The organism is Pseudomonas sp. zfem004, from assembly GCF_032621715.1.
GTDB lineage: Bacteria > Pseudomonadota > Gammaproteobacteria > Pseudomonadales > Pseudomonadaceae > Aquipseudomonas > Aquipseudomonas sichuanensis.
Genome location: NZ_JAVYJF010000001.1, coordinates 96,440 through 123,279, shown reverse-complemented (window position 1 = coordinate 123,279; position 26,840 = coordinate 96,440). Strand labels below are relative to the sequence as shown.

The 26,840-nt window shown below is 61.7% G+C and carries 23 protein-coding genes; 13 read left to right on the top strand and 10 right to left on the bottom strand.

Annotation, left to right across the window (positions count from 1 at the left end):
* Window positions 1-30: 30 nt before the first annotated feature.
* The 4 genes from yidC to rpmH are packed head-to-tail and all read right to left on the bottom strand — an operon-like array spanning window position 31 to window position 2,506.
* Complete coding sequence (gene yidC / locus RTH46_RS00595; RefSeq protein WP_279846639.1) at window positions 31-1,713, bottom strand: membrane protein insertase YidC; 1,683 nt, start codon at window positions 1,711-1,713, stop codon at window positions 31-33.
* 2 nt (window positions 1,714-1,715) lie between these two features.
* Window positions 1,716-1,961 carry a membrane protein insertion efficiency factor YidD gene (gene yidD / locus RTH46_RS00590; RefSeq protein WP_101322785.1) on the bottom strand — a complete coding sequence of 82 codons (246 nt, stop codon included), beginning with the start codon at window positions 1,959-1,961 and terminating at the stop codon, window positions 1,716-1,718.
* The gene (rnpA, locus tag RTH46_RS00585) at window positions 1,954-2,358 is read right to left on the bottom strand and encodes a ribonuclease P protein component (RefSeq protein ID WP_110994058.1); all 405 of its coding nucleotides are present in this window, start codon (window positions 2,356-2,358) and stop codon (window positions 1,954-1,956) included. Before rnpA ends, yidD begins: the two co-directional genes overlap by 8 nt.
* A 13-nt stretch (window positions 2,359-2,371) precedes the next feature.
* Window positions 2,372-2,506: a 50S ribosomal protein L34 gene (gene rpmH, locus RTH46_RS00580; RefSeq protein ID WP_003253163.1), complete on the bottom strand. Its 135-nt coding sequence runs from the start codon at window positions 2,504-2,506 to the stop codon at window positions 2,372-2,374.
* A 584-nt stretch (window positions 2,507-3,090) separates the two neighbouring features.
* Between rpmH and dnaA the strand changes: the two genes are divergently transcribed.
* From dnaA to RTH46_RS00550, 6 genes are all read left to right on the top strand, one after another.
* Entirely contained in the window at window positions 3,091-4,623 is a 1,533-nt protein-coding gene (gene dnaA, locus RTH46_RS00575) for a chromosomal replication initiator protein DnaA (protein ID WP_316904834.1), read from the top strand.
* A gap of 40 nt (window positions 4,624-4,663) precedes the next feature.
* Window positions 4,664-5,767: a DNA polymerase III subunit beta gene (gene dnaN / locus RTH46_RS00570; RefSeq protein ID WP_153786809.1), complete on the top strand. Its 1,104-nt coding sequence runs from the start codon at window positions 4,664-4,666 to the stop codon at window positions 5,765-5,767.
* Window positions 5,768-5,782: 15 nt separating this feature from the next.
* Window positions 5,783-6,886 carry a DNA replication/repair protein RecF gene (recF, locus tag RTH46_RS00565; RefSeq protein ID WP_316904833.1) on the top strand — a complete coding sequence of 368 codons (1,104 nt, stop codon included), beginning with the start codon at window positions 5,783-5,785 and terminating at the stop codon, window positions 6,884-6,886.
* Between the two features lie 4 nt (window positions 6,887-6,890).
* On the top strand, window positions 6,891-9,311 hold the full coding sequence (gene gyrB / locus RTH46_RS00560; RefSeq protein ID WP_153786810.1) for a DNA topoisomerase (ATP-hydrolyzing) subunit B: 2,421 nt from the start codon (window positions 6,891-6,893) through the stop codon (window positions 9,309-9,311).
* Window positions 9,312-9,520: 209 nt separating this feature from the next.
* Window positions 9,521-10,531, top strand: coding sequence for a TauD/TfdA family dioxygenase (locus RTH46_RS00555; RefSeq protein ID WP_153786811.1), 1,011 nt, complete (start codon window positions 9,521-9,523; stop codon window positions 10,529-10,531).
* On the top strand, window positions 10,528-11,445 hold the full coding sequence (locus RTH46_RS00550; protein WP_153786812.1) for an AEC family transporter: 918 nt from the start codon (window positions 10,528-10,530) through the stop codon (window positions 11,443-11,445). The genes RTH46_RS00555 and RTH46_RS00550 overlap by 4 nt, the downstream gene beginning before the upstream one ends.
* 115 nt (window positions 11,446-11,560) lie before the next feature.
* Here the strand turns inward: RTH46_RS00550 and RTH46_RS00545 are convergent, their stop codons facing one another.
* Entirely contained in the window at window positions 11,561-12,859 is a 1,299-nt protein-coding gene (locus RTH46_RS00545) for a sigma-54-dependent Fis family transcriptional regulator (RefSeq protein WP_316904832.1), read from the bottom strand.
* 246 nt (window positions 12,860-13,105) lie between these two features.
* On the opposite strand from RTH46_RS00545, the gene RTH46_RS00540 reads away from it, so the two are divergent.
* Genes RTH46_RS00540 through RTH46_RS00530 form a run of 3 tightly spaced genes read left to right on the top strand, consistent with a single transcriptional unit; the run spans window position 13,106 to window position 16,126 of the window.
* On the top strand, window positions 13,106-13,990 hold the full coding sequence (locus tag RTH46_RS00540) for an MBL fold metallo-hydrolase (RefSeq protein ID WP_153786814.1): 885 nt from the start codon (window positions 13,106-13,108) through the stop codon (window positions 13,988-13,990).
* Window positions 13,991-14,030: 40 nt separating this feature from the next.
* A complete protein-coding gene (locus RTH46_RS00535; protein ID WP_316904831.1) occupies window positions 14,031-15,311 on the top strand; it encodes an FAD/NAD(P)-binding oxidoreductase in 1,281 nt (426 codons plus the stop codon).
* Window positions 15,308-16,126, top strand: coding sequence for a sulfite exporter TauE/SafE family protein (locus RTH46_RS00530; protein ID WP_153786816.1), 819 nt, complete (start codon window positions 15,308-15,310; stop codon window positions 16,124-16,126). Before RTH46_RS00535 ends, RTH46_RS00530 begins: the two co-directional genes overlap by 4 nt.
* On the opposite strand, the gene RTH46_RS00525 is transcribed toward RTH46_RS00530, so the two are convergent.
* Window positions 16,115-17,002, bottom strand: a complete 888-nt coding sequence (locus RTH46_RS00525) for a LysR family transcriptional regulator (protein WP_153786817.1) — start codon at window positions 17,000-17,002, stop codon at window positions 16,115-16,117. The genes RTH46_RS00530 and RTH46_RS00525 overlap by 12 nt on opposite strands.
* A 216-nt stretch (window positions 17,003-17,218) precedes the next feature.
* Here RTH46_RS00525 and RTH46_RS00520 point away from each other — a divergent pair, with 216 nt between their 5' ends.
* Entirely contained in the window at window positions 17,219-18,868 is a 1,650-nt protein-coding gene (locus tag RTH46_RS00520; RefSeq protein WP_316904830.1) for a GMC family oxidoreductase, read from the top strand.
* 97 nt (window positions 18,869-18,965) lie between these two features.
* Entirely contained in the window at window positions 18,966-20,585 is a 1,620-nt protein-coding gene (locus tag RTH46_RS00515) for an MFS transporter (protein ID WP_110994070.1), read from the top strand.
* A gap of 264 nt (window positions 20,586-20,849) precedes the next feature.
* Here RTH46_RS00515 and RTH46_RS00510 read toward each other — a convergent pair whose 3' ends face one another.
* The 4 genes from RTH46_RS00510 to glyQ all read right to left on the bottom strand — a co-directional run bounded on the left by RTH46_RS00510 (window position 20,850) and on the right by glyQ (window position 25,210).
* Window positions 20,850-21,620, bottom strand: coding sequence for a lysophospholipid acyltransferase family protein (locus tag RTH46_RS00510; RefSeq protein ID WP_110994071.1), 771 nt, complete (start codon window positions 21,618-21,620; stop codon window positions 20,850-20,852).
* A 63-nt stretch (window positions 21,621-21,683) separates the two neighbouring features.
* Window positions 21,684-22,211 (bottom strand): D-glycero-beta-D-manno-heptose 1,7-bisphosphate 7-phosphatase, encoded by a 528-nt coding sequence (gene gmhB, locus RTH46_RS00505; protein ID WP_153786819.1) that lies wholly within the window; start codon window positions 22,209-22,211, stop codon window positions 21,684-21,686.
* A 3-nt stretch (window positions 22,212-22,214) separates the two neighbouring features.
* Window positions 22,215-24,266 (bottom strand): glycine--tRNA ligase subunit beta, encoded by a 2,052-nt coding sequence (gene glyS / locus RTH46_RS00500; protein WP_153786820.1) that lies wholly within the window; start codon window positions 24,264-24,266, stop codon window positions 22,215-22,217.
* The gene (glyQ, locus tag RTH46_RS00495; RefSeq protein ID WP_027592054.1) at window positions 24,263-25,210 is read right to left on the bottom strand and encodes a glycine--tRNA ligase subunit alpha; all 948 of its coding nucleotides are present in this window, start codon (window positions 25,208-25,210) and stop codon (window positions 24,263-24,265) included. The genes glyS and glyQ overlap by 4 nt, the downstream gene beginning before the upstream one ends.
* 83 nt (window positions 25,211-25,293) lie before the next feature.
* On the opposite strand from glyQ, the gene RTH46_RS00490 reads away from it, so the two are divergent.
* Complete coding sequence (locus tag RTH46_RS00490) at window positions 25,294-25,845, top strand: DNA-3-methyladenine glycosylase I (RefSeq protein WP_153786821.1); 552 nt, start codon at window positions 25,294-25,296, stop codon at window positions 25,843-25,845.
* Between the two features lie 41 nt (window positions 25,846-25,886).
* Window positions 25,887-26,774 (top strand): lysophospholipid acyltransferase, encoded by an 888-nt coding sequence (locus RTH46_RS00485; RefSeq protein ID WP_153786822.1) that lies wholly within the window; start codon window positions 25,887-25,889, stop codon window positions 26,772-26,774.
* The last annotated feature ends 66 nt before the right edge of the window (window positions 26,775-26,840 follow it).

The window sequence follows — 26,840 nt, the reverse complement described above, 5'->3', positions numbered from 1 at the left end:
TTTTTATTCACAGGCTAGCGTAGCGGCCTGTCAAGCGGCTGCGTTTTTGGTCGCGGCCTCGATACGGCGAGTGATGTACCACTGCTGGCTGATCGACAGGCAGTTGTTCACAACCCAGTACAGCACCAGGCCAGCCGGGAACCACAGGAAGAAGAAGGTGAAGATGATCGGCATCATTTTCATCACCTTGGCCTGCATCGGATCCGGCGGCGTCGGGTTCAGGCGCTGCTGGATGAACATGGTCGCGCCCATGATGATCGGCAGGATGAAGAACGGATCCTTGATCGACAGGTCGGTGATCCACAGCAGCCATGGGGCCTGGCGCATCTCGACGCTTTCCAGCAGTACCCAGTACAGGGCCAGGAACACCGGCATCTGCACCAGGATCGGCAGGCAGCCGCCCAGCGGGTTGATCTTCTCTTTCTTGTACAGCTCCATCATCGCCTGGGACATCTTCTGGCGATCGTCACCGAAGCGTTCCTTCAGTGCAGCAAGCTTCGGCGCCACGGCACGCATGCGCGCCATCGAGCGATAGCTGGCGGCCGACAGCGGGAAGAACAGGCCCTTGATGAGCATGGTCAGGACGATGATCGACCAGCCCCAGTTACCCAGCAGGCTGTGGATATGTTGCAGCAGCCAGAAAATCGGCTGGGCAATGAACCACAGGAAGCCATAGTCGACGGTCAGTTCCAGGCCTGGGGACAACTCTTTGAGCTTGGACTGGATCTTCGGGCCGGCGTACAGCATGGCGCTGGTTTCGACCTTGCCGCCAGCAGGAACGCTGAGTGCCGGGCCGGTGTAACCGATGATGTAGTTGCCCTGGCTGTCCTTGCGGGTCTGGACGGCGTTGTTGTCGCCCTTGGCCGGGATCCAGGCGGTCACGAAGTAGTGCTGCAGCCAGGCTACCCAGCCGCCGGTCACATTTTCTTTCAAACTGCCCTTGTCGATGTCTTTCATCGACACTTTCTTGTACGGCTCGGCAGCTGTCCACAGGGCAGCGCCCAGGTAGGTAGCGGTGCCGGTGGCAGTGCTCGACGACGGGTCGCCGCTGGCGTCGCGCTTGAGCTGGGCAAACAGGTTGCCGTTCCACGCCTGGCCGCTCTGGTTGTCGATCAGGTAGCTGACGGTCAGGTCGTACTCACCGCGCTTGAGGCTGAAGCGCTTGATGTAGTTGACGCCGTTCTCGCTGAACTTCAGGTCGACGACCAGTTGATCCTGGCCGTCGGCCAGCTGGAAGCTCTTCTGCTCCGCGGCATACAGCGGGCGACCAGTGGAACGGGCATCCGGGCCATTGACACCGGTCAGGCCGCTTTGTGCCAGGTAGACACGCTCGCCACCGTTGTCGAACAGCTGGAACGGAATGTCCGGATGGTCCTGACGGCGTGGGTATTTCGGCAGGGTCAGCTGGACGATGTCACCACCGACCGGGTCGATAGCCAGGTCCAGGACGTCGGTCTTGACCCGGATCAGGTCCTTGCTGACGGCAACCGGAGCAAGTTCCGCAGGGCTGGATTCAGCATTGGCGCTCGGCACATCGGCGCTGGCGCCGGCGGTTCCGGCCGGGACGGTATCCGGCAAGGCCGGGGCAGCAGTGCTGGCAGCAGTATTCTGAGTCGGCAGGGCAGCCTGGCCGTAGTCCTGGTTCCACTTGAGGACCATGACGTAGGACACGATTGCCAGGGCGACGATCAGGATCGTGCGTTTAATATCCATGATTACTCGGCTATCGAAGAAGTTCGGGAGGAAGGAGCTGGTGGAACGGGATCGAAACCGCCGTCGTTCCACGGATTACAACGCCCCAGGCGACGAACGGCCAGCCACCCACCACGCAAGAGGCCATGGTTTTCGATGGCTTCGTATGCGTAACAGGAACAGCTGGGATAGAAACGACAGTGACTGGCCATCAGGGGGCTGATGGCGTAACGGTAGAACTGGATCGGAACGAGGGCCAGTTTACGCATTGTGACTGTCTACCCCTGCGGGATTGGCGTTGACCGCTGGAGAGGGCCGACTGCGAGCCAGTCGCTTCCAGAGCTTGCCAAAGTGTTGGTGCAATTCTGGGTTTTCCACTTCGCCCAACCCCTTGCGCGCGACGATCACGATATCCAAACCCGCCAACAGCTGCTGGTTCAGGCGGAACGAATCGCGCATCAGGCGTTTCAGGCGATTGCGTTGAACGGCGAGCTTGACGCTCTTTTTGCCGATCACCAGGCCGAGGCGTGGGTGATCGAGGCCGTTCTCGCGGGCAAGGATAAGCAGGTTTTTCCCTGGAACCTTGCCGGTTGGGGAGTCGAAGACCGCTTTGAAGTGCCGGGGTGTAAGCAGTCGCTTTTCCCGACTGAAGTCCTGACTCACCACCTGTGCCGAAAAATCAAATGGCCAGACGCTTACGGCCTTTGGCACGACGACGCGACAGAACGGCGCGGCCGTTCTTGGTGGCCATACGGGCACGGAAACCGTGGGTGCGTGCGCGCTTGATGGTGCTTGGTTGGAAAGTACGTTTCATGGCGTGTTACCTGGGTTGGTCGACAACGGGCCGGAAGGGCCCCCTTTTTAAGAGATCGGCGATTCTAGAGAAAGCAAGCCCATAGGTCAATTTCCAACCAGCCATTCCTTATGAAGGGCGCCCAGTGGTCAGCGGTCAGGCTTGGCCAAGGAAGGGGCTGCATACCAACGCTCAAAATGAAAAAAATAAGAAAGGCATATAAAAAGCTTTTCTGAAGAACTTATAGATCTTAAGTGGATAACCTTCTGTGGATAACACGACGCAGCCCAATATCTGCAAGCTGTACAGAGATTTTAAACCTTGTCGGTAACAGGTGCCTTCTCTGTGCCGGGCCTGCGTAAAACCTGTGCAGCAAAACGCTATTTATCCACAGGTGAATTATCCACAGGTCGAGACTCAGGGTTGTGCATAGCCCTCATGCGGCGTTATCCACAGGGCTTATTCACACCGCAAGGTGATGTTTTGGTCGGATTTTGGCTTGATCACCGGGTCTGCACACGGCCTCATATGTGGATAACTGACCGCCCGCCCGGTACAATGGCGGTTTGTTTTGCCTCATCCGGCTTTCAACTCAGGGGATATCCGTGTCAGTGGAACTTTGGCAGCAGTGCGTGGAGCTTCTGCGCGATGAACTGCCTGCCCAGCAATTCAACACCTGGATCCGTCCGCTACAGGTCGAAGCCGAAGGCGACGAGTTGCGCGTCTACGCGCCCAACCGCTTCGTGCTCGATTGGGTCAATGAAAAGTACCTGGGTCGTCTGCTCGAGCTGTTGGGCGAAAACGGCAACGGCATTGCGCCGGCGCTTTCCTTATTAATAGGTAGCCGTCGCAGTTCTGCTGCGCGGGCTGCCCCGAACGCGCCGGTAAGCGCCGCCGTCGCCGCAACCTTGGCCCAGCAGGCTCAGGTTCAGCCTGCCGCACCGATCGTGCTGCCGAGCGAGCCGGTCATGGCGCCGGTGGCCGAGCCGGTTACCAGCGACATCGAAGAGTCCGCTTCGCGCAACAGCTTCGACAGCATGGCCGAGCCCAGCTCGGCACCCGCTGCAACCGGTCGCACCGAGCAACGTACGGTGCAGGTCGAAGGCGCGCTCAAGCACACCAGCTACCTGAACCGCACCTTCACCTTCGAAACCTTCGTGGAAGGTAAGTCGAACCAGTTGGCCCGTGCGGCTGCCTGGCAGGTCGCGGACAACCCCAAGCACGGCTACAACCCACTGTTCCTGTATGGCGGTGTCGGCCTGGGTAAAACGCACTTGATGCATGCTGTGGGTAACCACCTGCTGAAGAAGAACCCGAATGCCAAGGTCGTCTACCTGCATTCCGAGCGCTTCGTCGCCGACATGGTCAAGGCCCTGCAACTGAATGCGATCAACGAATTCAAGCGCTTCTACCGCTCGGTCGATGCGCTGCTGATCGACGATATCCAGTTCTTTGCCCGCAAGGAGCGTTCGCAGGAAGAGTTTTTCCACACCTTCAACGCCCTGCTCGAGGGCGGTCAGCAGGTGATTCTCACCAGCGACCGCTACCCGAAAGAGATCGAAGGCCTGGAAGAGCGCCTGAAGTCGCGCTTCGGTTGGGGCCTGACGGTGGCTGTCGAGCCACCGGAGCTGGAAACCCGCGTGGCGATCCTGATGAAGAAGGCCGACCAGGCCAAGGTCGAGCTGCCGCACGATGCCGCGTTCTTCATCGCCCAACGCATCCGTTCCAACGTACGTGAACTCGAAGGTGCCTTGAAGCGGGTGATCGCTCACTCGCACTTCATGGGCCGCGATATCACCATCGAGCTGATTCGTGAATCGCTCAAGGATCTGCTGGCGCTGCAGGACAAACTGGTGAGTGTGGATAACATCCAACGCACCGTGGCCGAGTACTACAAGATCAAAATCTCCGATCTGCTGTCCAAGCGCCGTTCGCGCTCGGTAGCGCGCCCGCGCCAGGTGGCCATGGCCCTGTCGAAAGAGCTGACCAACCACAGCTTGCCGGAAATCGGCGACATGTTTGGCGGCCGCGACCATACCACCGTGCTGCACGCCTGCCGCAAGATCAACGAATTGAAGGAATCCGACGCGGACATCCGCGAGGACTACAAGAACCTGCTGCGCACACTGACGACCTGATGGCCGTCTGCGTAGCTAATTGAAGGCAAGGGACTAGACCATGCATTTCACCATTCAACGCGAAGCCCTGTTGAAACCCCTGCAACTGGTCGCAGGCGTCGTCGAGCGCCGCCAGACCTTGCCGGTCCTGTCCAACGTCCTGCTGGTGGTACAAGGCCAGCAGCTGTCGTTGACCGGTACCGACCTGGAAGTCGAACTGGTTGGCCGCGTTCAGCTGGAAGAGCCTGCCGAGCCGGGCGAGATCACTGTCCCGGCGCGCAAGCTGATGGACATCTGCAAGAGCTTGCCCAGCGATGCGCTGATCGACATCAAGGTCGACGAGCAGAAACTGCTGGTCAAGGCCGGCCGCAGCCGCTTCACCCTGTCCACCCTGCCCGCCAATGACTTCCCGACCGTGGAAGAAGGCCCGGGTTCGCTGACCTGCAACCTGGAACAGAGCAAGCTGCGCCGCCTCATCGAGCGCACCAGCTTCGCCATGGCCCAGCAGGATGTGCGCTATTACCTCAACGGCATGCTGCTGGAAGTGTCGACCGACACCCTGCGCGCGGTAGCTACCGATGGCCACCGCCTGGCCTTGTGCGCCATGCAGGCACCGATCGGCCAGGCCGAACGTCACCAGGTCATCGTGCCGCGCAAAGGTATCCTTGAGCTGGCGCGCCTGCTCACCGACCCGGAAGGCATGGTCAGCATCGTCCTTGGCCAGCACCATATCCGCGCTACCACCGGTGAGTTCACCTTCACCTCCAAGCTGGTCGACGGCAAGTTCCCGGACTACGAGCGCGTGCTGCCAAAAGGCGGCGACAAGCTGGTGGTCGGCGATCGTCAGGCGCTGCGTGAAGCGTTCAGCCGTACCGCGATCCTGTCGAACGAGAAGTACCGTGGTATTCGCCTGCAACTGGCGGCTGGCCAGTTGAAGATCCAGGCCAACAACCCTGAGCAGGAAGAAGCGGAAGAAGAGATCAGCGTCGACTACAACGGCAGCTCGTTGGAGATCGGTTTCAACGTCAGCTACCTGCTGGACGTGCTGGGTGTCATGACCACTGAGCAGGTGCGCCTGATTCTGTCGGACTCCAACAGCAGCGCCCTGGTACAGGAAGCCGGCAATGATGACTCGTCCTACGTTGTCATGCCGATGCGTCTGTAACCCGTAGCAGGCGAAATGTCCCTTCTACGGCTTTCGGTCACCGCGGTGCGCAACCTGCACCCGGTGACCCTCTCACTCTCCCCCCGCATCAACATCCTGTACGGCGACAATGGCAGCGGCAAAACCAGCGTGCTCGAAGCCGTGCACTTGCTTGGGCTGGCGCGCTCGTTCCGCAGCACGCGGTTGAACCCGGTCATTCAATACGAACAGCCCACCTGCACGGTCTTTGGCCAGGTAGAACTGGCTGAAGGTGGCACAAGCAACCTGGGCGTTTCGCGTGAACGCCAAGGTGATTTCACCATCCGTATTGACGGGCAGAACGCACGCAGTGCTGCGCAGCTCGCCGAAATGCTGCCCCTGCAGTTGATCAACCCCGACAGTTTCAGGTTGCTCGAAGGTGCGCCCAAGGTACGCCGGCAGTTCCTCGATTGGGGCGTGTTCCACGTGGAACCACGCTTCATGGCCACCTGGCAACGCCTGCAGAAGGCCCTGCGGCAGCGGAACTCATGGCTGCGGCATGGTACACTTGACGCCGTTTCGCAAGCCGCCTGGGATCGGGAGTTGTGTCTCGCCAGTGCGGAGATAGATGAATACCGTCGCAACTATATCAAGGCCTTGAAGCCCGTCTTCGAGCGAACCCTGAGCGAACTGGTCGAGCTGGAAGGGTTGACCCTGAGCTACTACCGAGGCTGGGACAAGGACCGGGAACTCAACGAAGTCCTCGCTACCTCTCTCCTTCGTGATCAGCAGATGGGCCATACCCAGGCCGGGCCACAGCGTGCTGATCTGCGCCTGCGATTGGGTGCAAACAACGCGGCCGACATCCTTTCGCGCGGGCAGCAGAAGCTGGTTGTCTGTGCCCTGCGAATTGCCCAGGGCCATCTGGTCAGCCAGGTTCGTCGTGGTCAGTGTATTTATCTGGTTGATGACTTGCCGTCCGAACTGGACGAGCAGCACCGCCGCGCCCTGTGCCGCTTGCTTGAAGAATTGAACTGCCAGGTGTTCATCACCTGTGTAGACCACGAATTTCTGAGGGAAGGCTGGCAAACGGAAACGCCAGTCGCTTTGTTCCACGTGGAACAGGGCCGTATCACCCAGACCCACGACCATCGGGAGTGAAGGCATGAGCGAAAATCAAACGTACGACTCCTCCAGCATTAAAGTGCTGAAAGGGCTGGATGCCGTACGCAAGCGTCCCGGCATGTACATTGGCGACACCGATGACGGCAGCGGCCTGCACCACATGGTGTTCGAGGTGGTCGACAACTCCATCGACGAAGCCCTGGCCGGGCATTGCGATGACATCACCGTCATCATTCACACCGACGAATCCATCAGTGTCCGCGACAACGGCCGTGGTATCCCGGTCGACGTGCATAAAGAAGAAGGTGTGTCGGCAGCCGAAGTCATCATGACCGTGCTGCACGCCGGCGGTAAGTTCGACGACAACTCCTACAAAGTTTCCGGCGGTCTGCACGGTGTCGGTGTTTCGGTGGTGAACGCCCTGTCCGAGAAGCTGGTGCTCACCGTTCGCCGTAGCGGCAAGATCTGGGAACAGACCTATGTTCATGGCGTGCCACAGGCACCGATGGCCATTGTCGGTGAAAGCGAAACCACCGGTACCCACATCCACTTCAAGCCTTCGGCTGAAACCTTCAAGAACATCCACTTCAGCTGGGACATCCTCGCCAAGCGTATCCGCGAACTGTCCTTCCTGAACTCCGGCGTTGGCATCCTGCTCAAGGATGAACGCAGCGGCAAGGAAGAGTTCTTCAAATACGAAGGCGGCCTGCGCGCATTCGTCGAGTACCTGAACACCAACAAGACCCCGGTCAACTCCCAGGTCTTCCACTTCAACGTCCAGCGTGACGATGGTGTCGGTGTCGAAGTCGCCCTGCAGTGGAACGACAGCTTCAACGAAAACCTGCTGTGCTTCACCAACAACATCCCGCAGCGCGATGGTGGTACCCACCTGGTCGGCTTCCGTTCCTCGCTCACCCGTAGCCTCAACAGCTACATCGAGCAGGAAGGCCTGGCCAAGAAGAACAAGGTCGCCACCACCGGTGACGACGCCCGCGAAGGCCTGACCGCGATCATCTCGGTCAAGGTGCCGGACCCCAAGTTCAGCTCGCAGACCAAGGACAAGCTGGTTTCCTCGGAGGTGAAAACCGCCGTGGAGCAGGAGATGAACAAGTACTTCGCCGACTTCCTGTTGGAAAACCCCAACGAAGCCAAGGCCGTTGTCGGCAAGATGATCGACGCTGCCCGTGCCCGTGAAGCCGCGCGCAAGGCCCGTGAGATGACCCGCCGCAAAGGCGCGCTGGACATCGCCGGCCTGCCGGGCAAACTGGCCGACTGCCAGGAGAAGGACCCTGCCCTCTCCGAACTGTACCTGGTGGAGGGTGACTCCGCAGGTGGTTCGGCCAAGCAAGGCCGCAACCGTCGCACCCAGGCGATCCTGCCGCTCAAGGGCAAGATCCTCAACGTCGAGAAAGCCCGCTTCGACAAGATGATCTCGTCGCAGGAAGTCGGTACCTTGATCACCGCCCTGGGCTGTGGCATCGGCCGCGAAGAGTACAACATCGACAAGCTGCGTTATCACAACATCATCATCATGACCGATGCTGACGTCGACGGTTCGCACATCCGTACCCTGCTGCTGACCTTCTTCTTCCGTCAGCTGCCGGAGCTGGTCGAGCGCGGCTACATCTATATCGCCCAGCCGCCGCTGTACAAGGTCAAGAAGGGCAAGCAGGAGCAGTACATCAAGGACGACGAGGCCATGGAAGAGTACATGACCCAGTCGGCCCTGGAAGATGCCAGCCTGCACCTGGACGAGTCGGCACCTGCCGTTTCGGGCGTACAGCTCGAAGCGCTGGTGAACGAATTCCGCGCCGTGATGAAGACACTCAAGCGCCTGTCGCGCCTGTACCCGGAAGAGCTGACCGAGCACTTCATCTACCTGCCGAAAGTCACCCTCGAGCAACTGGCTGACAAGGCACAGATGGACGAGTGGCTGAAAGCATTCCAACTGCGCCTGGACAACAGCCAGCGTTCCGGTCTGGTGTACAAGGCTGCCTTGCACGAAGACAAGGAACGTAATATCTGGCTGCCCGTGGTGGAAACCACCTCCCACGGCCTGGCCAGCTACGTGACCTTCAACCGTGATTTCTTCGGCAGCAATGACTACCGCAGCGTCGTCGCTCTCGGCGAAAACCTCGGTACCTTGTTGGGTGAGGGTGCCTACGTCAAGCGTGGCGAACGTCGCAAGTCGGTCACCGAGTTCAAGGAAGCGCTCGACTGGCTGATGAACGAAAGCACCAAGCGCCACACCATCCAGCGATACAAAGGGCTGGGTGAGATGAACCCGGACCAGCTGTGGGAAACCACTATGGACCCGACCGTGCGCCGCATGCTGAAGGTCACCATTGAAGATGCGATCGCCGCAGACCAGCTGTTCAACACCTTGATGGGTGATGCGGTCGAACCGCGCCGTGAGTTCATTGAGAGCAACGCGCTGTCGGTGTCCAACCTGGACTTCTAACCCAGCCCGACTGCGCTATATCCGCAAAGGCCAACCCATTTGGGTTGGCCTTTTTCGTTCCACGTGGAACAGATCCTACGGCTCTGATCCCTCTCAGCTTCCCTGCTGCTTGCTTCCTCCTACATCCTGCGCCCGCCAGTTCATACATTCTGCACAAGAGTCAGGGCGTCAGCCTGGACGCAAATATTAGCGAATGAGGACTAAGCAAGATGGATAGCACCTGTGTATACCCACTGACCGATAGTGAACGCAATCAACTGGCCAGCGGTCTTGGCAAGGTCAATTATGATCCCCAGGGCGGGCAGAACTACATCACCGATCTGCGCATCATGGCGGCTTCACACCTGCCCCGCAGGGTGATTGATGTGCTGGCCAACCAACGTGCTTCGCTGCGACCGAAACCCTATCTGATATTCGAAAACCTGCCGACCGACGAGGCGGTTTTCACGACCCCAGACCCCGGGGTATTCACTCCCGCGGCCAAGAGCGGCACGCTGAGTGAAAATCTGATCATGGCGTTTGCTTCTCTGATCGGTGAGCCCTACTCGATTCAGTTTGAAGGGGCTGACATCGTCAATAACCTTATCCCCAGCCCTTCAGCCAAACGCGAGTACACGGGCTTGGGGTCTGAGGTCGAGCTCAATTTTCATATTGAGAACGCAGCGCTGAAGTACATGGACAACGCCAGTTTCTCTCCGCTTGGATTGCTATTGGCCGGTGTTCGCCACGACCCGGCCGGGCCGCTGACGCGTCTTGCCGATGCACGTGATGCGCTCGGATTGCTCGAAGAGTCCGAGGTAGAGTGCTTGCGTCAGCCGTTGTATCGAATCAAGGTACCCCATCGCTGGCGAACCCAAGGCGAATTGGCTACCGAGCCGGTTCCGATGCTAAGTGGCGATCTGGACTTCCCCGAGATCAGCGCAGTGTTTTACCCAGACATGGTCGAGGTCTTAAGCAAACCGGCAGCTGATGCGATGGCGCGGTTCTGTGAGGCGATCAGGCAGGTATCGGTGGGATTGGACATCATGCCAGGGCGGCTACTGTACATCGACAACCGTTTCACACTACATGCGCGCGATAGCTTCGAACCGACTTTGGATGCCTTGTCCAACCCGTTACGTTGGGTACAGCGGGTCTTTGTCAGCAAAAGTCTCTGGAGCCACCGTCGGCTGGAAATGGTCAAGTCTCGAGTATTCATGCCACGAGCCCAAGCACTATGATCAACAGCCTCTTCGCGATACTGCCAATCTTCCTGCTCATTGTGGTCGGCCATGCCAGCAAGCGCTGGGTCCTGACTGACGATGGCTGGTGGAAGTATGTGGACAAGTTGGTCTATTACCTGTTCTTCCCTGCCTTGTTGATACTGGATGTCAGCAGGGCAGATTTTGCCGGTGGTGAAACCTCAGTGGCCATTGCCGCCACCATGATGGCGACGCTGGCTGTTGGCACTCTGATCTTCCTCGGGCGGGTTTTCGTCAAAACCAGGAACGATCTGTTCACCTCGATCTTCCAGGGAGGGGTTCGCTACAACTCCTACGTGTTCATTGCCTTGGCTCATTCCCTCTATGGGGTGGAAGGCGTAGCACTCTCTGGAGTGTTTGTCGCTTACCTGATTGTGCTGACCAATGTCATGAGTGTGCTGGTCCTGAACCACTTCGGAGATACCGGCAGGAAATCACTGGCCGGCATGTTTGGCGCGTTGGCAAAGAATCCGCTGATCATCGCAGCAATACTTGGATTGCTAATGAACGGCCTGGGCCTAAGTTTCGGCGGCGCTATCGAGCAGTTCATGACCTACCTCGCCGGCGCTGCGACGCCGTTGAGTCTCATGTCGGTAGGCGCTGGGTTGATGTTCAATCTGCAGGCTAACCGTGTGCTGGCCACTGTTTATGTGGTCGGTCTAAAGTTGATGCTGATGCCAATCATCACGTTCGGGCTATTGCTGGCAATGGGCGCTTCGGGTGTGGCTGCCAATGTGGCGCTGCTTTATGCCTGTGTTCCCTGTGCCGGTAACGCTTACATCTTGGCAAGGCAGATGGGCGGAGACGCGCCGGCCATGGCATCCATGATCACTTGGACCACGCTGGTTTCCACCCTGAGCATCACCTTGATCGTAGGCACGCTGACGCTTTAATTCAGTTTCGCCGGCGAGGCGTCTTTAACCTTTTACAGGAGTTGCACTCGCTCGGGCCAAACTGCCGAGCGAGTGCGCTGAGGCGCAGTCTGATGAGTGTTCCACGTGGAACGCTTCAAAGTCCCAAGGCTTTGAGACGCCGATAAAGCGTACGTTCGCTCATGCCCAGATACGCGGCTAGTTCGCTTCGAGACCCCCTGAAGGTTTCCAGCGCATGGGCCAACTGCGGCATTTCATGTTCTTTGCGACCACGCAAAGCCTTGTGATCAACCACCGGATGGATGCCCTCGGGAAGATGCTCGGGGCGGATCAGGCCGTCATCGGCAAACAGGCGAGCCCGTTCCAGAATATTTCGCAGCTCGCGAATATTACCGGGGAAGCTATGCAGGCTGAGTCGTTCGAGTGCTTCATCGGTCACCTTGGGAGACTGCTTGCCCGCCATCCTTTGCAACAGGCTTTCACAGAGCAAAGGCAAGTCTTCAGCCCGCTCACGCAAGGCCGGTAACCGTATCGGGAAACCACTGATGCGGTAGTACAGGTCTTCCCGGAATGTGCCATCAGCAGCCATTTCCTTGAGTGGCTTGTGGGTTGCCGAGACCAAACGAAAATCCGAATGAACCGTGCGCGTGCTGCCGACTGGACGGAAACTGCCGGACTCGATCAACCGCAACAGCTTCACCTGCATGGCCAGCGGCACTTCGCCTATTTCGTCAAGGAACAGGGTGCCGCCATGGGCCACCTCAGCCAGGCCGATCTTGCGCTGAGTCGCGCCTGTGAAGGCGCCCTTCTCATAGCCGAACAACTCGCTCTCGAACAAAGACTCGGTCAAACCCGTACAGTCCACCACTACCAGCGGCCCGTTGGCTCGGGGGCTTCCCAGGTGCAACGCGCGGGCGAACAGCTCCTTGCCGGTACCGGACTCACCCTGCAGCAATACCGGAATCTGCGCCGGTGCCGCCCGTTGCAGGCTGGCGACGGCCGCTTTGAACGCCGCTGCACGCCCCACCAAACCCTGCTCCTGAGGTTGCGCCGATGCCAGGGTGACGCTGGTCAGTCGCTCGACGAAGGCCACCACCCTTCCCTGCTCATCGAGGATTGGCCGCAGTTCCACATCTACATGCTCGGGGCCGCGAGGTGTGTGATGAATATGCAGCACACGCTCGGGGACTTTGCTGTCCAGCGATTTGCGCAGCGGACAGTGCTCGCCGGCCTGGTCGCAAGGCACTGCATAGTGGTGCGAGACCCGGTGGCATTTCTCGCCCACAGGCGCATGACCGTCGCTGCCGAACTGACGGCGGTAAGCAGCATTGGCGGCAAGGATGTTGTAGTCGGTGTCCAGGATGATGCTGGGGAGCACATCGTGTTCGAGGTAGGACACCAGCGCGAGAATCGCGGGATGGGAAGCGGCAAGCATGACAGCACCAGATGAAAGACCCGCCGAGCGTAGCAAGGACTGCCAATCACTGCCATTGGCTGACAGTCGACTGCCAGCAACTGTCACCTTTGGCGGTGCGGCAGCGCGCTGACCTGCAGGCTACCCTGACGCAATGCCACATTTACGGGGCGCCGCGCCCATCAGAAAGGCATGGCATGCATCTTGATAAAGCATCGTTCACTGCCTAAGCCTTCAAGGAGGCACGGTGGATAACTGGAGAGCGCAATGATCATCGGCAACAACCTTCATGTTGAAGCATTCTTCGACAAGACCACCTCGACCATCAGTTACCTGGTGATGGACGCTGAGACGCGTCAGTGCGCCTTGATCGACAGCGTGCTCGACTACGACCCCAAGTCCGGACGTACCTGCACGGCTTCTGCGGACCAACTGATTGCCCGCGTGAATGAGTTGGGCGCCAAGGTTCAGTGGATCCTGGAAACCCATGTGCATGCCGACCACCTGTCCGCAGCGGCCTACCTCAAGGAAAAACTCGGCGGCCATACCGGCATCGGCGCACTGATCACCCAGGTGCAGAAAGTGTTCGGCACCCTGTTCAACGCCGAGCCCGGGTTCGCCCGCGACGGCAGCCAGTTCGATGTACTGTTCGTCGATGAGGAAGGCTTCCGTATCGGCAACCTGCATGCCCGCGCCCTGCACACCCCCGGGCATACGCCGGCCTGCATGAGCTACATGGTCCAGGATGCCGGCGAGACCGCTGTGTTCGTTGGCGACACTCTGTTCACGCCCGACTACGGTACTGCCCGTTGCGACTTCCCCGGCGCCAGCGCGACAACCTTGTACCAGTCGATCCGTCGGCTGCTGGCCTTCCCCGACCAGACGCAGTTGTTCATGTGCCACGACTACCTGCCGGGCGGCCGTGAGCTGCGCTACGTCACCACGGTGGCCGAGCAACGTGCCGACAACATTCATATTCATGAAGGCGTCAGCCAGGACAGCTTCGTGGCGATGCGCGAAGCCCGCGACAAGACCCTCGACATGCCCGTGCTGATCCTGCCATCGGTACAGATCAACATGCGCAGCGGCCAGTATCCCGAGCCCGAGGAGAACGGCGTGAGCTACCTGAAGATCCCGCTGAACAAACTGTAAAGCGCAGCACCTACATAACGAGATTCAAAGGAACACCGCCATGCCTGCCTTGCTGTCCCCTGCCGACTCATCCCCTGCCGACCACCATAAAGTGGTGATCGTCGGTGCCGGCGCCGCCGGAATCGCCACCGCCTCGAGCTTGCTCGCCCGCGACCCGTCACTGGATATCGGCCTGATCGACCCCGCCGATGTGCACTACTACCAGCCTGGCTGGACCATGGTCGGCGCCGGTGTGTTCAAGGCCCCGAGCACCGCCCAGACCATGGCCGCCACCCTGCCCCGTGGGGTGCGCTGGATCAAGGCGCGGGTCGAAGGCTTCGACCCCCATGGGCAACTGGTCCTGCTCGAAGGTGGTCGAGCCGTCAGCTACGAACAGCTGGTGGTATGCCCGGGCCTCAAGCTCGACTGGAGCGCCATCGAAGGCTTGAGCGACACACTCGGGCGCAACGGTGTCACGTCCAACTACCGCTACGACCTGGCGCCCTACACCTGGGAACTGGTGCAGACGCTCAAGCAAGGCCGCGCCCTGTTCACCCAGCCGCCGATGCCGATCAAATGCGCGGGTGCGCCGCAGAAGGCCCTGTACCTGTCGTGCGATCACTGGTTGCGCAATGGCCAGCTCGGCAATGTCAGGGCCAGCTTCTTCAACGCCGGCGCCGTGCTGTTCGGCGTGCCGGACTACGTGCCGGCCTTGATGAGCTACATCGACAAGTACGGCGTCGACCTCAACTATCAGCATCGCCTGACGGCGGTAGATGGCCCGAACAAGCGCGCCACCTTCGTTCGCACCCTGCCCGATGGCAGCAGCGAAACCCGCGTCGAAGCCTTCGATATGCTGCACGTGGTGCCGCCGCAAGTGGCGCCGGACTTCATCCGCCAGAGCCCGCTGGCCGATGCCGCTGGCTGGGTGGATGTCGACCCGCACACCCTGCGCCACCGCCAGTTCGGCAATATCCACGCCTTGGGCGACGTGGCCAACACCACCAACGCCAAGACCGCCGCCGCCGCCCGCAAGCAGGCACCGGTGGTGGCCAACAACGTGCTGGTGGCCCTTGGGCGCCTGCCGACCCTGGCGCAATACGACGGCTATGGTTCCTGCCCGCTGACGGTGGAGCGCGGCAAGATCGTGCTTGCCGAGTTCACCTATGGCGGCAAGCTGGCGCCGAGCTTCCCGCGCTGGTTGCTCGACGGGCGCAAGCCGACCCGACTGGCCTGGCTGTTGAAAGCGCAGATCCTGCCGCCGCTGTACTGGAAGGCCATGCTCAAGGGCCGTGAATGGATGGCGCGGCCACAGCCGCTGGTGGTCGAGGCGCAGCAGTGATCGAACATCAGCTGCTGGGCGCCGGGCTCGGCGCAATCATTGGCGCGGTGCTGGCACTGACCGGCGCTGGTGGCGGCATCCTCGCGGTGCCGCTGCTGGTCTTCGGCCTGGGCCTGAGCATGGTCGAGGCGGCGCCGATCGGCCTGCTCGCCGTTGGCCTGGCGGCGGCGGTGGGCGCCCTGCTCGGCTTGCGCGAAGGCCTGGTACGTTATCGCGCCGCCCTGTTCATCGCCCTGATCGGCATCGTCGCCGCGCCCTTTGGTTTGATGCTCGCCCATCAATTGCCCAATACACCCTTGGCACTGGTGTTCGCCGGGGTGCTGGTTTACGCCTGCCTGCGCATCTGGCGCAAGGCGGCCAGGCAACTGCGCGGCGAGGCCAATGACGCCCATCGTTTCATCGAGCCCTGCGTGCTCAACCCCTTGCAGGGCCGCTTGCGCTGGACCCTGCCCTGCGCCCGGGCCCTGGCCTTTACCGGGCTGATGTCGGGGTTGCTGTCCGGCCTGCTGGGCGTGGGCGGTGGTTTTGTGATCATCCCGGCATTGAACCGCTACACCAACCTGCGCATGACCAGCATCGTCGCCACCTCGCTGGCGGTGATCGCCCTGGTGTCCACCGGTAGCGTGGTCAGCGCCAGCGTGGCCGGTGTGATGCATTGGCAGGTGGGGGTGCCCTTCGCCATCGGTGCGGTCATCGGCCTGCTGCTGGCGCGGCCGCTCGCCGCCCGCATCGCCGGCCCACGCCTGCAGCAGCTGTTCGCCGTGGCGGGCTGGGTGGCCGCGCTGCTGCTGGCCGGCAAGGCGCTACTCGGCTAGCAGCTCATCCTGCTCGGCGGCGCACAGCGCCAGCAGGTAATCCCACACCACCCGCAGGCGCACCGACTTGTGCAGTTCGCGGCGGGTGCAGATCCAGTAGCTGCGCTGGATGGTTTCGCTGGGCAGCACCCGCACCAGCTTCGGGTCGTGGCGGGCCATGTAGTTGGGCAGCACGGCAATGCCCAGCCCGGCCTGGGCGGCGTGCTGCTGGGCAATCACGCTGGTGCTGCGAAACGCCACGCTGGGTGTGCGGCAGAAGCTGTTGAGGAACAGCAGCTCCTGACTGAACAGCAGGTCGTCGACGTAACCGATCCAGCTGTGCCGGGCCAGGTCTTCGCGGTTGCGTAATGGCGGAGCGCGGTCCAGGTAGGCTTGGCTGGCGTACAGCGCCAGGCGGTAGTCGGTGAGCTTGCGGGTGATCAGCAGGTCGGCGTTGGGGCGCTCCAGGTGGATGCTGATCTCGGCCTCGCGGTTGAGGATGCTGACGAAGCGCGGCACCGCCACCAGCTCCACTTCCAGCCCTGGGTAGCGCTCGAACAACGCGTTCATCCGCGGGGTGAAGAACATGATGCCGATGCCTTCGGTGACCCCCAGGCGAATCTTGCCCAGGGGCGTGATGGCCTGGGTGATTTCTTCCTGCGCCAGCAGGGCGACGTTCTCCATGGCCTCGGCGTGCTTGAGCAGTGCCTGGCCGGAGGGGGTGAGGTCGTAGCCTTGGGCGTGCTGGACGAACAGCGCCGTGCCCAGGCTTTTCTCGATGCTCTCGATATGCCGGGCCACGGTGCTGTGGGTGGTGTTGAGGCGCTTGGCGGCGGTCAGCAGCCGGCCGCTGCGCTGCAACTCGAGGAAAAACCGCAGATCGTTCCAGTCGAACATCGAGCATCCTTGTACATGCATTCTGAGGCCTCATCGCGGGGCAAGCCCGCTCCCACGCCGATCTCACAGGGCGGGCGTGGGAGCGGGCTTGCCCCGCGATGGGCCGAAACGCTGTGCTAAAACGCACAACGGCTGCGCAAAATCTCGTGTTTCCTCGGCGAAATTAATCAATAAGATGGACCGGGACAAGAATAATAATCAGGCGCGAGGTTGCACATGCCATCAGCCGATTCTGTCTACGACTACGTGGTCGTGGGTGCCGGGCCCGCCGGTTGCCTGCTGGCCAACCGTCTGTCCGCCGATCCTGCCTGCCGCGTCCTGCTGCTGGAAGCCGGTGGCCGCGACAACTATCCCTGGATTCATATCCCTGTCGGTTACCTCTACTGCATCGGCAACCCCCGCACCGACTGGTGCTTCAAGACCGAGGCCCAACCCGGCCTGAACGGCCGCGCCCTGGGTTATCCACGGGGCAAGGTGCTCGGCGGCTGTTCCTCGATCAACGGCATGATCTACATGCGCGGCCAGGCCGCCGACTATGACCGTTGGGCCGAGCAAGGCAACGACGGCTGGGCCTGGAAGGACGTGCTGCCGCTGTTCAAGCAAAGCGAAAACCACTTCGCTGGCGCCAGCGACAGTCATGGCGGCGACGGTGAATGGCGGGTTGAGCAACAGCGCTACAGCTGGCCGATCCTCGATGCCTTCCGCGATGCCGCCGAACAGAGTGGCATCGCCAAGGTCGACGACTTCAACACCGGCGACAACGCCGGCTGTGGATACTTTCAGGTCAACCAACGCCGCGGTGTGCGCTGGAATTCGGCCAAAGCCTTCCTCAAACCCATCCTCAAACGGCCCAACCTGACCGTCCTGACCGGTGTCGAGGTCGATCAGGTGCTGCTCAACAACACCCGTGCCCGAGCGGTGAAGGCGCGTTGGCAAGGCGCGTGGCATGAGTTCGGCGCACGGCGCGAGATCATTCTTTGCGCAGGCTCCGTAGGTTCCCCCGGCATTCTGCAGCGCTCGGGCATCGGCCCGCGCAAGCTGCTCGAAGGGTTGGGCATCGGCGTGCGGCACGACATGCCCGGCGTCGGCGGCAACCTGCAGGACCACCTGCAACTGCGGCTGATCTACCAGATCGACAACACCCGTACCCTCAACCAGATGGCCAACAGCCTGTGGGGCAAGCTGGGCATGGGCCTGCGTTACGCCTATGACCGCAGCGGCCCGCTGGCCATGGCGCCGAGCCAGCTGGGGGCATTCGTGCGTTCGGGCCCGGAGCAGGCCACCGCCAACCTGCAATATCACGTGCAGCCCCTGTCGCTGGAGCGCTTCGGTGAGCCGCTGCATCGCTTCCCCGCCTTCACCGCCTCGGTGTGCAACCTGCGCCCGGTCAGCCGTGGGCGTATCGATATCCGCTCGGCGGACATGAACGCCACACCCTTGATCGACCCCAACTACCTCAGTGCGCCCGAAGACCTGCAGGTGGCGGCAGACGCCATTCGCATGACCCGGCGCATCGTCCAGGCCCCTGCCCTGGCCGCCTTTGCCCCCCGCGAATATCTGCCCGGCCCCGCCCTGCAGAGTGAAGAAGACCTGCACCAGGCCGCCGGCCAGATCGGCACCACCATCTTCCACCCGGTGGGCACCTGCCGCATGGGCAATGGCGCGCTGGACGTTGTGGATAACCAGCTGCGCGTGCACGGCATTCCCGGCCTGCGCGTGGCCGACGCTTCGATCATGCCGCAGATCGTCTCCGGCAATACCTGTTCACCTACGTTGATGATCGCCGAGAAGGCGGCGCAACTGATCCTCAAGGGGGCCCGTACCCAGACCAACCTCAGCGACTCCAGCGCGATACCGACGCCCTGACCCGGGTGTTTGCAACAGCGACGGCGCGTGGTCGGAGGCCGTCGGCAGTGGAACAACAAGAATAATCACTGTGGCCCTCGGGCCGAGGACAGCAACGATGTCGGATTACATCCAGGAACAGGGGGCGGCGGCGAGCAGCTCCAGCGGTCGTGAAGAACGCAAGATCATCTTCGCGTCATCCCTCGGGACGGTGTTCGAGTGGTATGACTTTTTTCTCTATGGCGCACTGGCCGCGGTCATCAGCAAGCAGTTCTTCGCTGGGGTCAACGACACCACCGCCTTCATCTTCGCCCTGATGGCCTTCGCCGCCGGCTTCCTGGTGCGCCCGTTCGGCGCCCTGGTGTTCGGCCGCCTCGGTGACATGATCGGGCGCAAGTACACCTTCCTGGTGACCATCGTGCTGATGGGCCTGTCGACCTTCGCGGTCGGCCTGCTGCCCACCTACGCCAGCATCGGCATTGCCGCACCGATCATCCTGGTGATACTGCGCATGCTCCAGGGCCTGGCCCTGGGCGGTGAATACGGCGGCGCCGCCACCTATGTGGCCGAGCACGCACCGCATGGCAAGCGTGGTTTCCACACCGGCTTCATCCAGTCCACCGCCACCCTCGGCCTGCTGCTGTCGCTGACCGTGGTGCTGGCAAGCCGCTACATCAGCGGCGATCAGTTCGAGACCTGGGGCTGGCGCCTGCCGTTCCTGCTGTCGATCTTCCTGCTGGCGATCTCCACCTGGATCCGCATGAGCATGCACGAGTCGCCGGCCTTCGTGAAAATGAAGGCCCAGGGCAAGGTGAGCAAGTCGCCGATCCGTGAGTCGTTCACCTCGTGGCCCAACCTCAAGGTGGTGCTGACCGCGCTGTTCAGCATCAACGCCGGTCAAGCAGTGACCTTCTATACCGCACAGTTCTACGTGCTGTTCTTCATGACCCAGATGCTCAAGATGGACCCGGCACAAGCCAACACCCTGTTGATCATCAGCGTGATCATCGGCGCGCCGTTCTTCGTGTTCTTCGGCTGGCTGTCGGACCGCGTCGGGCGCAAGCCGATCCTGATGCTCGGCCTGCTGCTGGCTACCTTGTGCTACTTCCCGATGTTCAAGGCCCTGAGCCATTACGCCAACCCGCAGATCGACGCCGCCAGCCGCCAGGCACCGATCGTGGTGAATGCCAACCCGCAGGGCTGCACCTTCCAGTTCGACCCGGTGGGCAAGGCACGTTTCGACAGCCCGTGCGACAAGGTCAAGACCTTCCTGGTCAAGCAAGGCCTGCCCTACAGCTCGGTTGACGCGACCGGTAGTGACGTGTCGGTGAGCATCGGCGACAAGACCATCAACGGCTTCGACGAAGCCGCCATGCGCAGCGCCATCGAGGCGGCCGGCTACCCGGCCAAGGCCGATCCTGCCCAGGTGAACCAGGTGATGGTGGTGGTGCTGATCGTCGCCATGATCCTGATCGCCACCATGACCTACGGGCCACTGGCGGCGGTGATGGTCGAGCTGTTCCCTACACGCATCCGCTACACCTCGATGTCCCTGCCCTACCACATCGGCAATGGCTGGTTCGGTGGTTTCCTGCCGACGGTGTCGTTCGCGTTGGTGGTGTATACCGGGGATATCTTCTACGGGCTGTGGTACCCGGTATTGATCACCGGGGTGAGCCTGGTGGTGGGGATCTTCTGCCTCAAAGAAACCAAGGATGTGGATATCGACAAGGTTTAGGAATGCCAAGAACGTAGCGTGGGAGCGGGCTTGCCCCGCGATGGCGTTATCAGGCTGATCCCCATCGCGGGGCMMSCCCSCYCCCACGACTCTGCAAACAGGCACAAAAAAACCGGCGTAAAAGCCGGTTTTTTTATAGCGCGAAAAAACTTATGCACGATTTTCGCAAAAACGTCATACAGAGAAATAAATAGCTAATTCAATGACTTAGCATCTATTTCAGACGACTCATGCAAAACTTGCTAACAAGTTATCCACAGATCGTCAGGCCGGCTGCTGCTCCGGATTTTCGGCCACCGGAGGCAGCGAACCCATGGCCCGCTGAGCCGCTTCGTTCCAGGCCTGGGCACGGTCGTTGAGCTCGGCAATGGCGCGTGGACCGGTGCCCACTGCATACATCGGCTCGCCGATCACCACCTCGATGGTGCCCGAGCGCTTGCCCCAGCCTTCACGCGGCCAGAACTTGCCGGCGTTGTGGGCAATCGGCAGCACCGGCAGGCCGGCGTTCACCGCCAGGGCGGTGCCGCCGCGGGAGAACTTGCCGATCTGGCCGTGAGGCACGCGGGTGCCTTCGGGGAAGATCAGCACCCAGGTGCCCTGCTTGAGCAGCTCGTCGCCTTGGCTGGCGACCTGGCGCAGGGCCTCTTTGGGGTTTTTGCGGTCGATGGCGATCGGCCGCAGCATGGCCATGGCCCAGCCGAAGAACGGCACGTACAGCAGCTCGCGCTTGAGCACCTGGCTCAGCGGCGAGAAATAGGCCGACAGGAAGAACGTCTCCCAGGTGCTCTGGTGGTTCGACAAGATCACGCAGGGCACCTTGGGTACGTTCTCGGCACCGGTGATCTTGTAATCGATGCCCAGGATCGTACGCACCAGGAACAGCGCGCAGCGGCACCAGTACACGTTGATGAACCGGTAGCGCTTGGCGAACGGCAAGAACGGTGCAACGAAGAAGCTCAGCGAGCACCAAAGCAGCGAACTGGTGCCCAACAGCAGGTAAAAAAGAAAGATTCTGATCGCCTGCAGGATCGACATAGTGGCATGTACCGTTGCGGGGCGGGCCCGCCTAAGTAACAACGCGCCGCCGGGGCGCGCTGTTTAAATGAGTTGTCTGGCGATGGCTGCCAGATCGTCAAAAATCAGGGTGTTCTGCGGGATGCCTTTTTCCAGCGTCCGCTCACCCTTGCCGGTTTTCACCAACACCGGTTGTGCATCGACGGCCAGCGCTGCCTCCAGGTCACCTTTGCTGTCACCGACGAACCACACGCCGGTCAGCGGCACCTGGTAGTGCTCGGCAATCGCCCGCAGCATGCCGGGTTTGGGCTTGCGGCATTCGCAGCCCTCGTCCGGCCCATGCGGGCAATGCACGATGCAGCCCACCTCGCCGCCCTGCTCGGCCACCAGTGCGCGCAGGCGCGCATGCATGGCCTCGAGGGTCGCCAGCGAGTAATAGCCGCGGGCAATGCCGGACTGGTTGGTGGCCACGGCCACCGTCCAGCCGGCCTTGCTCAACTGCGCGATGGCCTCGATCGAGCCAGGAATGGGGATCCACTCGTCCAGCGACTTGATGTAGGCGTCGGAGTCGTGATTGATCACCCCGTCACGATCGAGAATCAGCAGTTTCAAGGCTTACCCCAGCAGCGAAATGTCGGCAACGCCCAGGAACAGGCCGCGCAGGCGGCTGAGCAGGGCATAACGGTTGGCGCGCACCTTGGCGTCCTCGGCGTTGACCAGCACCGCCTCGAAGAAGGCGTCTACCGGATCGCGCAGGGCGGCCAGGCGGGCCAGCGCTTCGTTGTACTGACGCGCGGCCGCCATCGGTTGCACGGCCTGGTCGGCCTGCTGGATGGCCGAGTACAGCGAGAACTCGTTGGCGTTGTCGAAATACTTCGGCTCGACCTGGTCGGCGATGGCGCCTTCGGCCTTGCTCAGCAGGTTCGACACACGCTTGTTCGCCGCAGCCAGGGCACCGGCTTCCGGCAGCTTGCGGAACGCCTGCACGGCCTGCACGCGCTGGTCGAAGTCCAGGGCAGAGCCCGGCTTCAGGGCACGCACCGACAGGTAGGTGGCAACGTCGATGCCTTCGTCTTCATAGCGCGCGCGCAGGCGGTCGAAGATGAACTCCAGCACCTGCTCGGACAGGCCAGCGGCCTTGACCTTGGCACCGAACTGCTTGACCGCGAACTCGACCGCATTGGTCAGGTCCAGGTCCAGCTGTTTCTCGATCAGGATGCGCAGCACGCCGAGGGCGGCACGGCGCAGGGCGTACGGGTCCTTGCTGCCGGTGGGCAGCATGCCGATGCCGAAGATGCCGACCAGGGTGTCGAGCTTGTCGGCAATGGCCACGGCAGCACCGGTGAGGGTCTGCGGCAGCTCGGCGCCAGCACCGCGCGGCATGTACTGCTCGTTCAGCGCCAGGGCGACGTCTTCTGGCTCGCCATCGTTGAGGGCGTAGTAGTAGCCGGCGATGCCCTGCATCTCAGGGAACTCGCCGACCATTTCCGAGGCCAGGTCGCACTTGGACAGCAGGCCGGCGCGGCCGGCGTTGGCGGCGCTGCCGCCGAGGTACGGGGCAATGAAGGCGGCCAGCTTGGAGACGCGTTCGGCTTTTTCGAACACGGTGCCCAGTTGAGCCTGGAACACCACGTTCTTCAGGCGCTCGTTGAAGCTTTCCAGCGGCTGCTTCTTGTCCTGCTTGAAGAAGAACTCGGCGTCGGTCAGGCGCGGGCGCACGACCTTTTCGTTGCCTTGCACGATCTGCTTCGGATCGCGGCTCTCGACGTTGGCCACGGTGATGAAGCGCGGCAGCAGCTTGCCTTCGTTGTCCAGCAGGCAGAAGTACTTCTGGTTGTCCTGCATGGTAGTGATCAGGGCTTCCTGCGGGACCTCGAGGAAACGCTCCTCGAACGAGCACACCAGCGGCACCGGCCACTCGACCAGCGCGGTCACTTCGTCCAGCAGCGCCGGCGGCACGATCGCGGTGCCTTCCTGCTGCATGGCCAGTTCTGCGGTGCGCTTGCTGATCAGCTCGCGACGCTCGGCGAAGTCGGCCAGCACGTAGGCTTTGCGCAGGTCTTCGACGTAGTTGGCCGGGGTGGTCAGACCGACGTTCTCCGGGTGGTGGAAGCGGTGGCCACGGGACTCACGGCCGGCTTTTTGCGCGAGGATTGTGCAGTCGACGACCTGGTCGCCCAGCAGCATCACCAACCACTGGGTCGGGCGCACGAACTCTTCACGGCTGGCGCCCCAGCGCATGCGCTTGGGGATCGGCAGGTCGTTGAGCGAGTCTTCGATGATGGTCGGCAACAGGCTGGCGGTCGCCTTGCCCGGGATGTGCTGGGAGAAGCGCAGCTTCGGGCCGCTCTGGTCGATGTCCGACAGCTCCACACCGCACTTCTTGGCAAAGCCCAGGGCGGCCTGGGTTGGCTCGCCGTCCTTGAACGCAGCCTGCATGGGCGGGCCATCGATATTGATGCTGCGGTCCGGCTGCTGCACGTCGAGCTGGCGAATCAGCACGGCCAGGCGGCGCGGCGCGGCGTAGACCTGCTTGGCGGTGTAGTTCAGGCCGGCGGCCTGCAGGCCTTTTTCGATACCGGCGAGGAAGGCGTCACCCAGCGAGGCGAGGGCCTTGGGTGGCAGCTCTTCGGTGCCCAGTTCAACCAGGAAATCTTGAGCACTCATTGTGCAGCCTCCAGCTTAGCCAACACTTCATCACGCAGTTCAGGGGTGGCCATCGGGAAGCCCAGGCGCGCGCGGGCTTGCAGATAGCTTTGCGCCACGTCACGGGCGAGCGTGCGTACACGCAGGATGTAGCGCTGGCGCTCGGTCACCGAGATGGCGCGGCGGGCGTCCAGCAGGTTGAAGGTGTGCGAGGCCTTCAGGACCATTTCATAGGTCGGCAGCGGCAGTTCCAGCTTGATCAGGCGGTTCGCTTCGCTTTCATAGAAGTCGAACAGTTCGAACAGCTTCTCGACGTTGGCGTGCTCGAAGTTGTAGGTCGACTGCTCCACTTCGTTCTGGTGGAACACGTCGCCATAGGTGACCTTGCCGAACGGGCCGTCGGCCCACACCAGGTCGTAGACCGAGTCCACGCCCTGGATGTACATGGCCAGGCGCTCCAGGCCGTAGGTGATCTCACCGGTGACCGGGTAGCACTCGATGCCGCCGACTTGCTGGAAGTAGGTGAACTGGGTCACCTCCATGCCGTTGAGCCAGATTTCCCAGCCCAGGCCCCAGGCGCCGAGGGTTGGCGATTCCCAGTTGTCTTCGACGAAGCGAATGTCGTGAACCAGTGGGTCCAGGCCGATGGCTTTCAGCGAGCCCAGATACAGCTCCTGGAAGTTCGCCGGGTTCGGCTTGAGTACCACCTGGAACTGGTAGTAGTGCTGCAGGCGGTTGGGGTTTTCGCCATACCGTCCGTCGGCAGGGCGACGGCTAGGCTGCACGTAGGCGGCGTTCCAGGTTTCCGGGCCGACGGCGCGCAGGAACGTGGCGGTATGGAAAGTGCCGGCGCCTACTTCCATATCGTAGGGCTGAAGCACCACACAACCTTGAGCTGCCCAGTAGTTCTGCAGGGCGAGGATCAGGTCTTGGAAGGTACGCACGGCTGGCGTAGGCTGGCTCACGAAATTCACCTGTATCTGGGGATGCGGATGTAAAGAGCGGGAGTATAACCCGTTTCGCCTCGCCCTCTACTCATTGGAGCCTTATGCCACGCTGCTTTTGGTGTTCCGACGACCCGTTGTACCAGGCCTACCACGATCAGGAGTGGGGAACGCCGCAGCGTGATCCGGCGTTGCTGTTCGAGATGCTTTTGCTCGAAGGGTTCCAGGCGGGCTTGTCGTGGATCACGGTATTGAAGAAGCGCGAGCGCTATCGCGAGGTGTTGCACGGCTTCGACCCGTTGAAACTGTCGCAGCTCAGCGATGAGCGCATCGAGGAGTTGATGCTCGATGCCGGCATCATCCGCAACCGCCTCAAGCTCAAGGCCGTGCGCCGCAATGCGCTGGCCTGGCTGGCTGTGGATAACCCGGCCGAGTGGCTGTGGTCGTTCGTGGGCGGTGAGCCGAAGATCAACCATTTCACCGGCCGCAGCGACGTACCGGCGGTCACCGAGGAGGCCAAGGCCATGAGCAAAGCCCTGCAGAAAGCCGGCTTCACCTTCGTCGGCCCGACCATCTGCTACGCCTTCATGCAGGCCACCGGCATGGTCATGGATCACACCACCGACTGCGATCGCTACGCCGCGCTGGTGCGCTGACGGGGTACAATGCGCGCCTTGCTGAAATAAGGAATTCGCCTGTGGAAAAGTTCAAGGGCGCCCTGATGGTCGGGGTGCTGCGACTGTTCGCCAAGTTGCCCTGGGGCGCGGTGCAGCGCGTTGGCGCCGGTATCGGCTGGCTGATGTGGAAGATCCCCAACGGCTCGCGCAACGTGGTGCGCATCAACCTGGCCAAGTGCTTCCCGGAGATGGACCCGGCCGAGCGTGAGCAGCTGGTGGGCCGTGCGCTGAAGGATATCGGCAAGTCGTTCGTCGAAAGCGCCTGCGCCTGGATCTGGCCACCGCAACGCTCGCTGGAGCTGGTCAAGGAAGTGCACGGCCTGGAAGTGCTGGAGCAGGCCCTGGCCTCGGGCAAGGGCGTGGTCGGCATCACCAGCCACCTGGGCAACTGGGAAGTGCTCAACCACTTCTATTGCAACCAGTGCAAACCGATCATCTTCTACCGCCCGCCCAAGTTGAAAGCCGTGGATGACCTGCTGCGCGAGCAGCGCGTGCAGATGGGCAACCGCGTGGCGCCTTCGACCAAGGAAGGCATTCTCAGCGTCATCAAGGAAGTGCGCCGCGGTGGCCAGGTGGGTATTCCGGCCGACCCGGAGCCGGCCGAGTCCGCCGGGGTGTTCGTGCCGTTCCTGGGGACCCAGGCGCTGACCAGCAAGTTCGTGCCGAACATGCTCGCCGGTGGCAAGGCAGTGGGGGTGTTCCTGCATGCGCTGCGCCTGCCGGACGGTTCGGGCTTCAAGGTGTTCCTGGAAGCGGCGCCGGAGGCCATGTACAGCACCGATGTGAATGAATCGGCGGCGGCCATGAGCAAGGTGGTCGAGCGTTATGTGCGCGAGTACCCGAGCCAGTACATGTGGAGCATGAAGCGCTTCAAGAAGCGCCCGGCGGGTGAGGCGCGCTGGTATTGAGTTATCCACTGCCCCTGCATTAGCAGGGACACTGTGGGAGCGGGTTTACCCGCGAAGCAGGCGCTG

Bases quoted from the DNA above. Each gene is read 5' to 3' on its own strand.
- yidC (WP_279846639.1), bottom strand. From the start codon at position 1,713: ATGGATATTAAACGCACGATCCTGATCGTCGCCCTGGCAATCGTGTCC.
- yidD (WP_101322785.1), bottom strand. From the start codon at position 1,961: ATGCGTAAACTGGCCCTCGTTCCGATCCAGTTCTACCGTTACGCCATC.
- rpmH (WP_003253163.1), bottom strand. From the start codon at position 2,506: ATGAAACGTACTTTCCAACCAAGCACCATCAAGCGCGCACGCACCCAC.
- dnaN (WP_153786809.1), top strand. From the start codon at position 4,664: ATGCATTTCACCATTCAACGCGAAGCCCTGTTGAAACCCCTGCAACTG.
- recF (WP_316904833.1), top strand. From the start codon at position 5,783: ATGTCCCTTCTACGGCTTTCGGTCACCGCGGTGCGCAACCTGCACCCG.
- gyrB (WP_153786810.1), top strand. From the start codon at position 6,891: ATGAGCGAAAATCAAACGTACGACTCCTCCAGCATTAAAGTGCTGAAA.
- RTH46_RS00555 (WP_153786811.1), top strand. From the start codon at position 9,521: ATGGATAGCACCTGTGTATACCCACTGACCGATAGTGAACGCAATCAA.
- RTH46_RS00550 (WP_153786812.1), top strand. From the start codon at position 10,528: ATGATCAACAGCCTCTTCGCGATACTGCCAATCTTCCTGCTCATTGTG.
- RTH46_RS00545 (WP_316904832.1), bottom strand. From the start codon at position 12,859: ATGCTTGCCGCTTCCCATCCCGCGATTCTCGCGCTGGTGTCCTACCTC.
- RTH46_RS00540 (WP_153786814.1), top strand. From the start codon at position 13,106: ATGATCATCGGCAACAACCTTCATGTTGAAGCATTCTTCGACAAGACC.
- RTH46_RS00535 (WP_316904831.1), top strand. From the start codon at position 14,031: ATGCCTGCCTTGCTGTCCCCTGCCGACTCATCCCCTGCCGACCACCAT.
- RTH46_RS00525 (WP_153786817.1), bottom strand. From the start codon at position 17,002: ATGTTCGACTGGAACGATCTGCGGTTTTTCCTCGAGTTGCAGCGCAGC.
- RTH46_RS00520 (WP_316904830.1), top strand. From the start codon at position 17,219: ATGCCATCAGCCGATTCTGTCTACGACTACGTGGTCGTGGGTGCCGGG.
- RTH46_RS00515 (WP_110994070.1), top strand. From the start codon at position 18,966: ATGTCGGATTACATCCAGGAACAGGGGGCGGCGGCGAGCAGCTCCAGC.
- RTH46_RS00510 (WP_110994071.1), bottom strand. From the start codon at position 21,620: ATGTCGATCCTGCAGGCGATCAGAATCTTTCTTTTTTACCTGCTGTTG.
- glyS (WP_153786820.1), bottom strand. From the start codon at position 24,266: ATGAGTGCTCAAGATTTCCTGGTTGAACTGGGCACCGAAGAGCTGCCA.
- RTH46_RS00490 (WP_153786821.1), top strand. From the start codon at position 25,294: ATGCCACGCTGCTTTTGGTGTTCCGACGACCCGTTGTACCAGGCCTAC.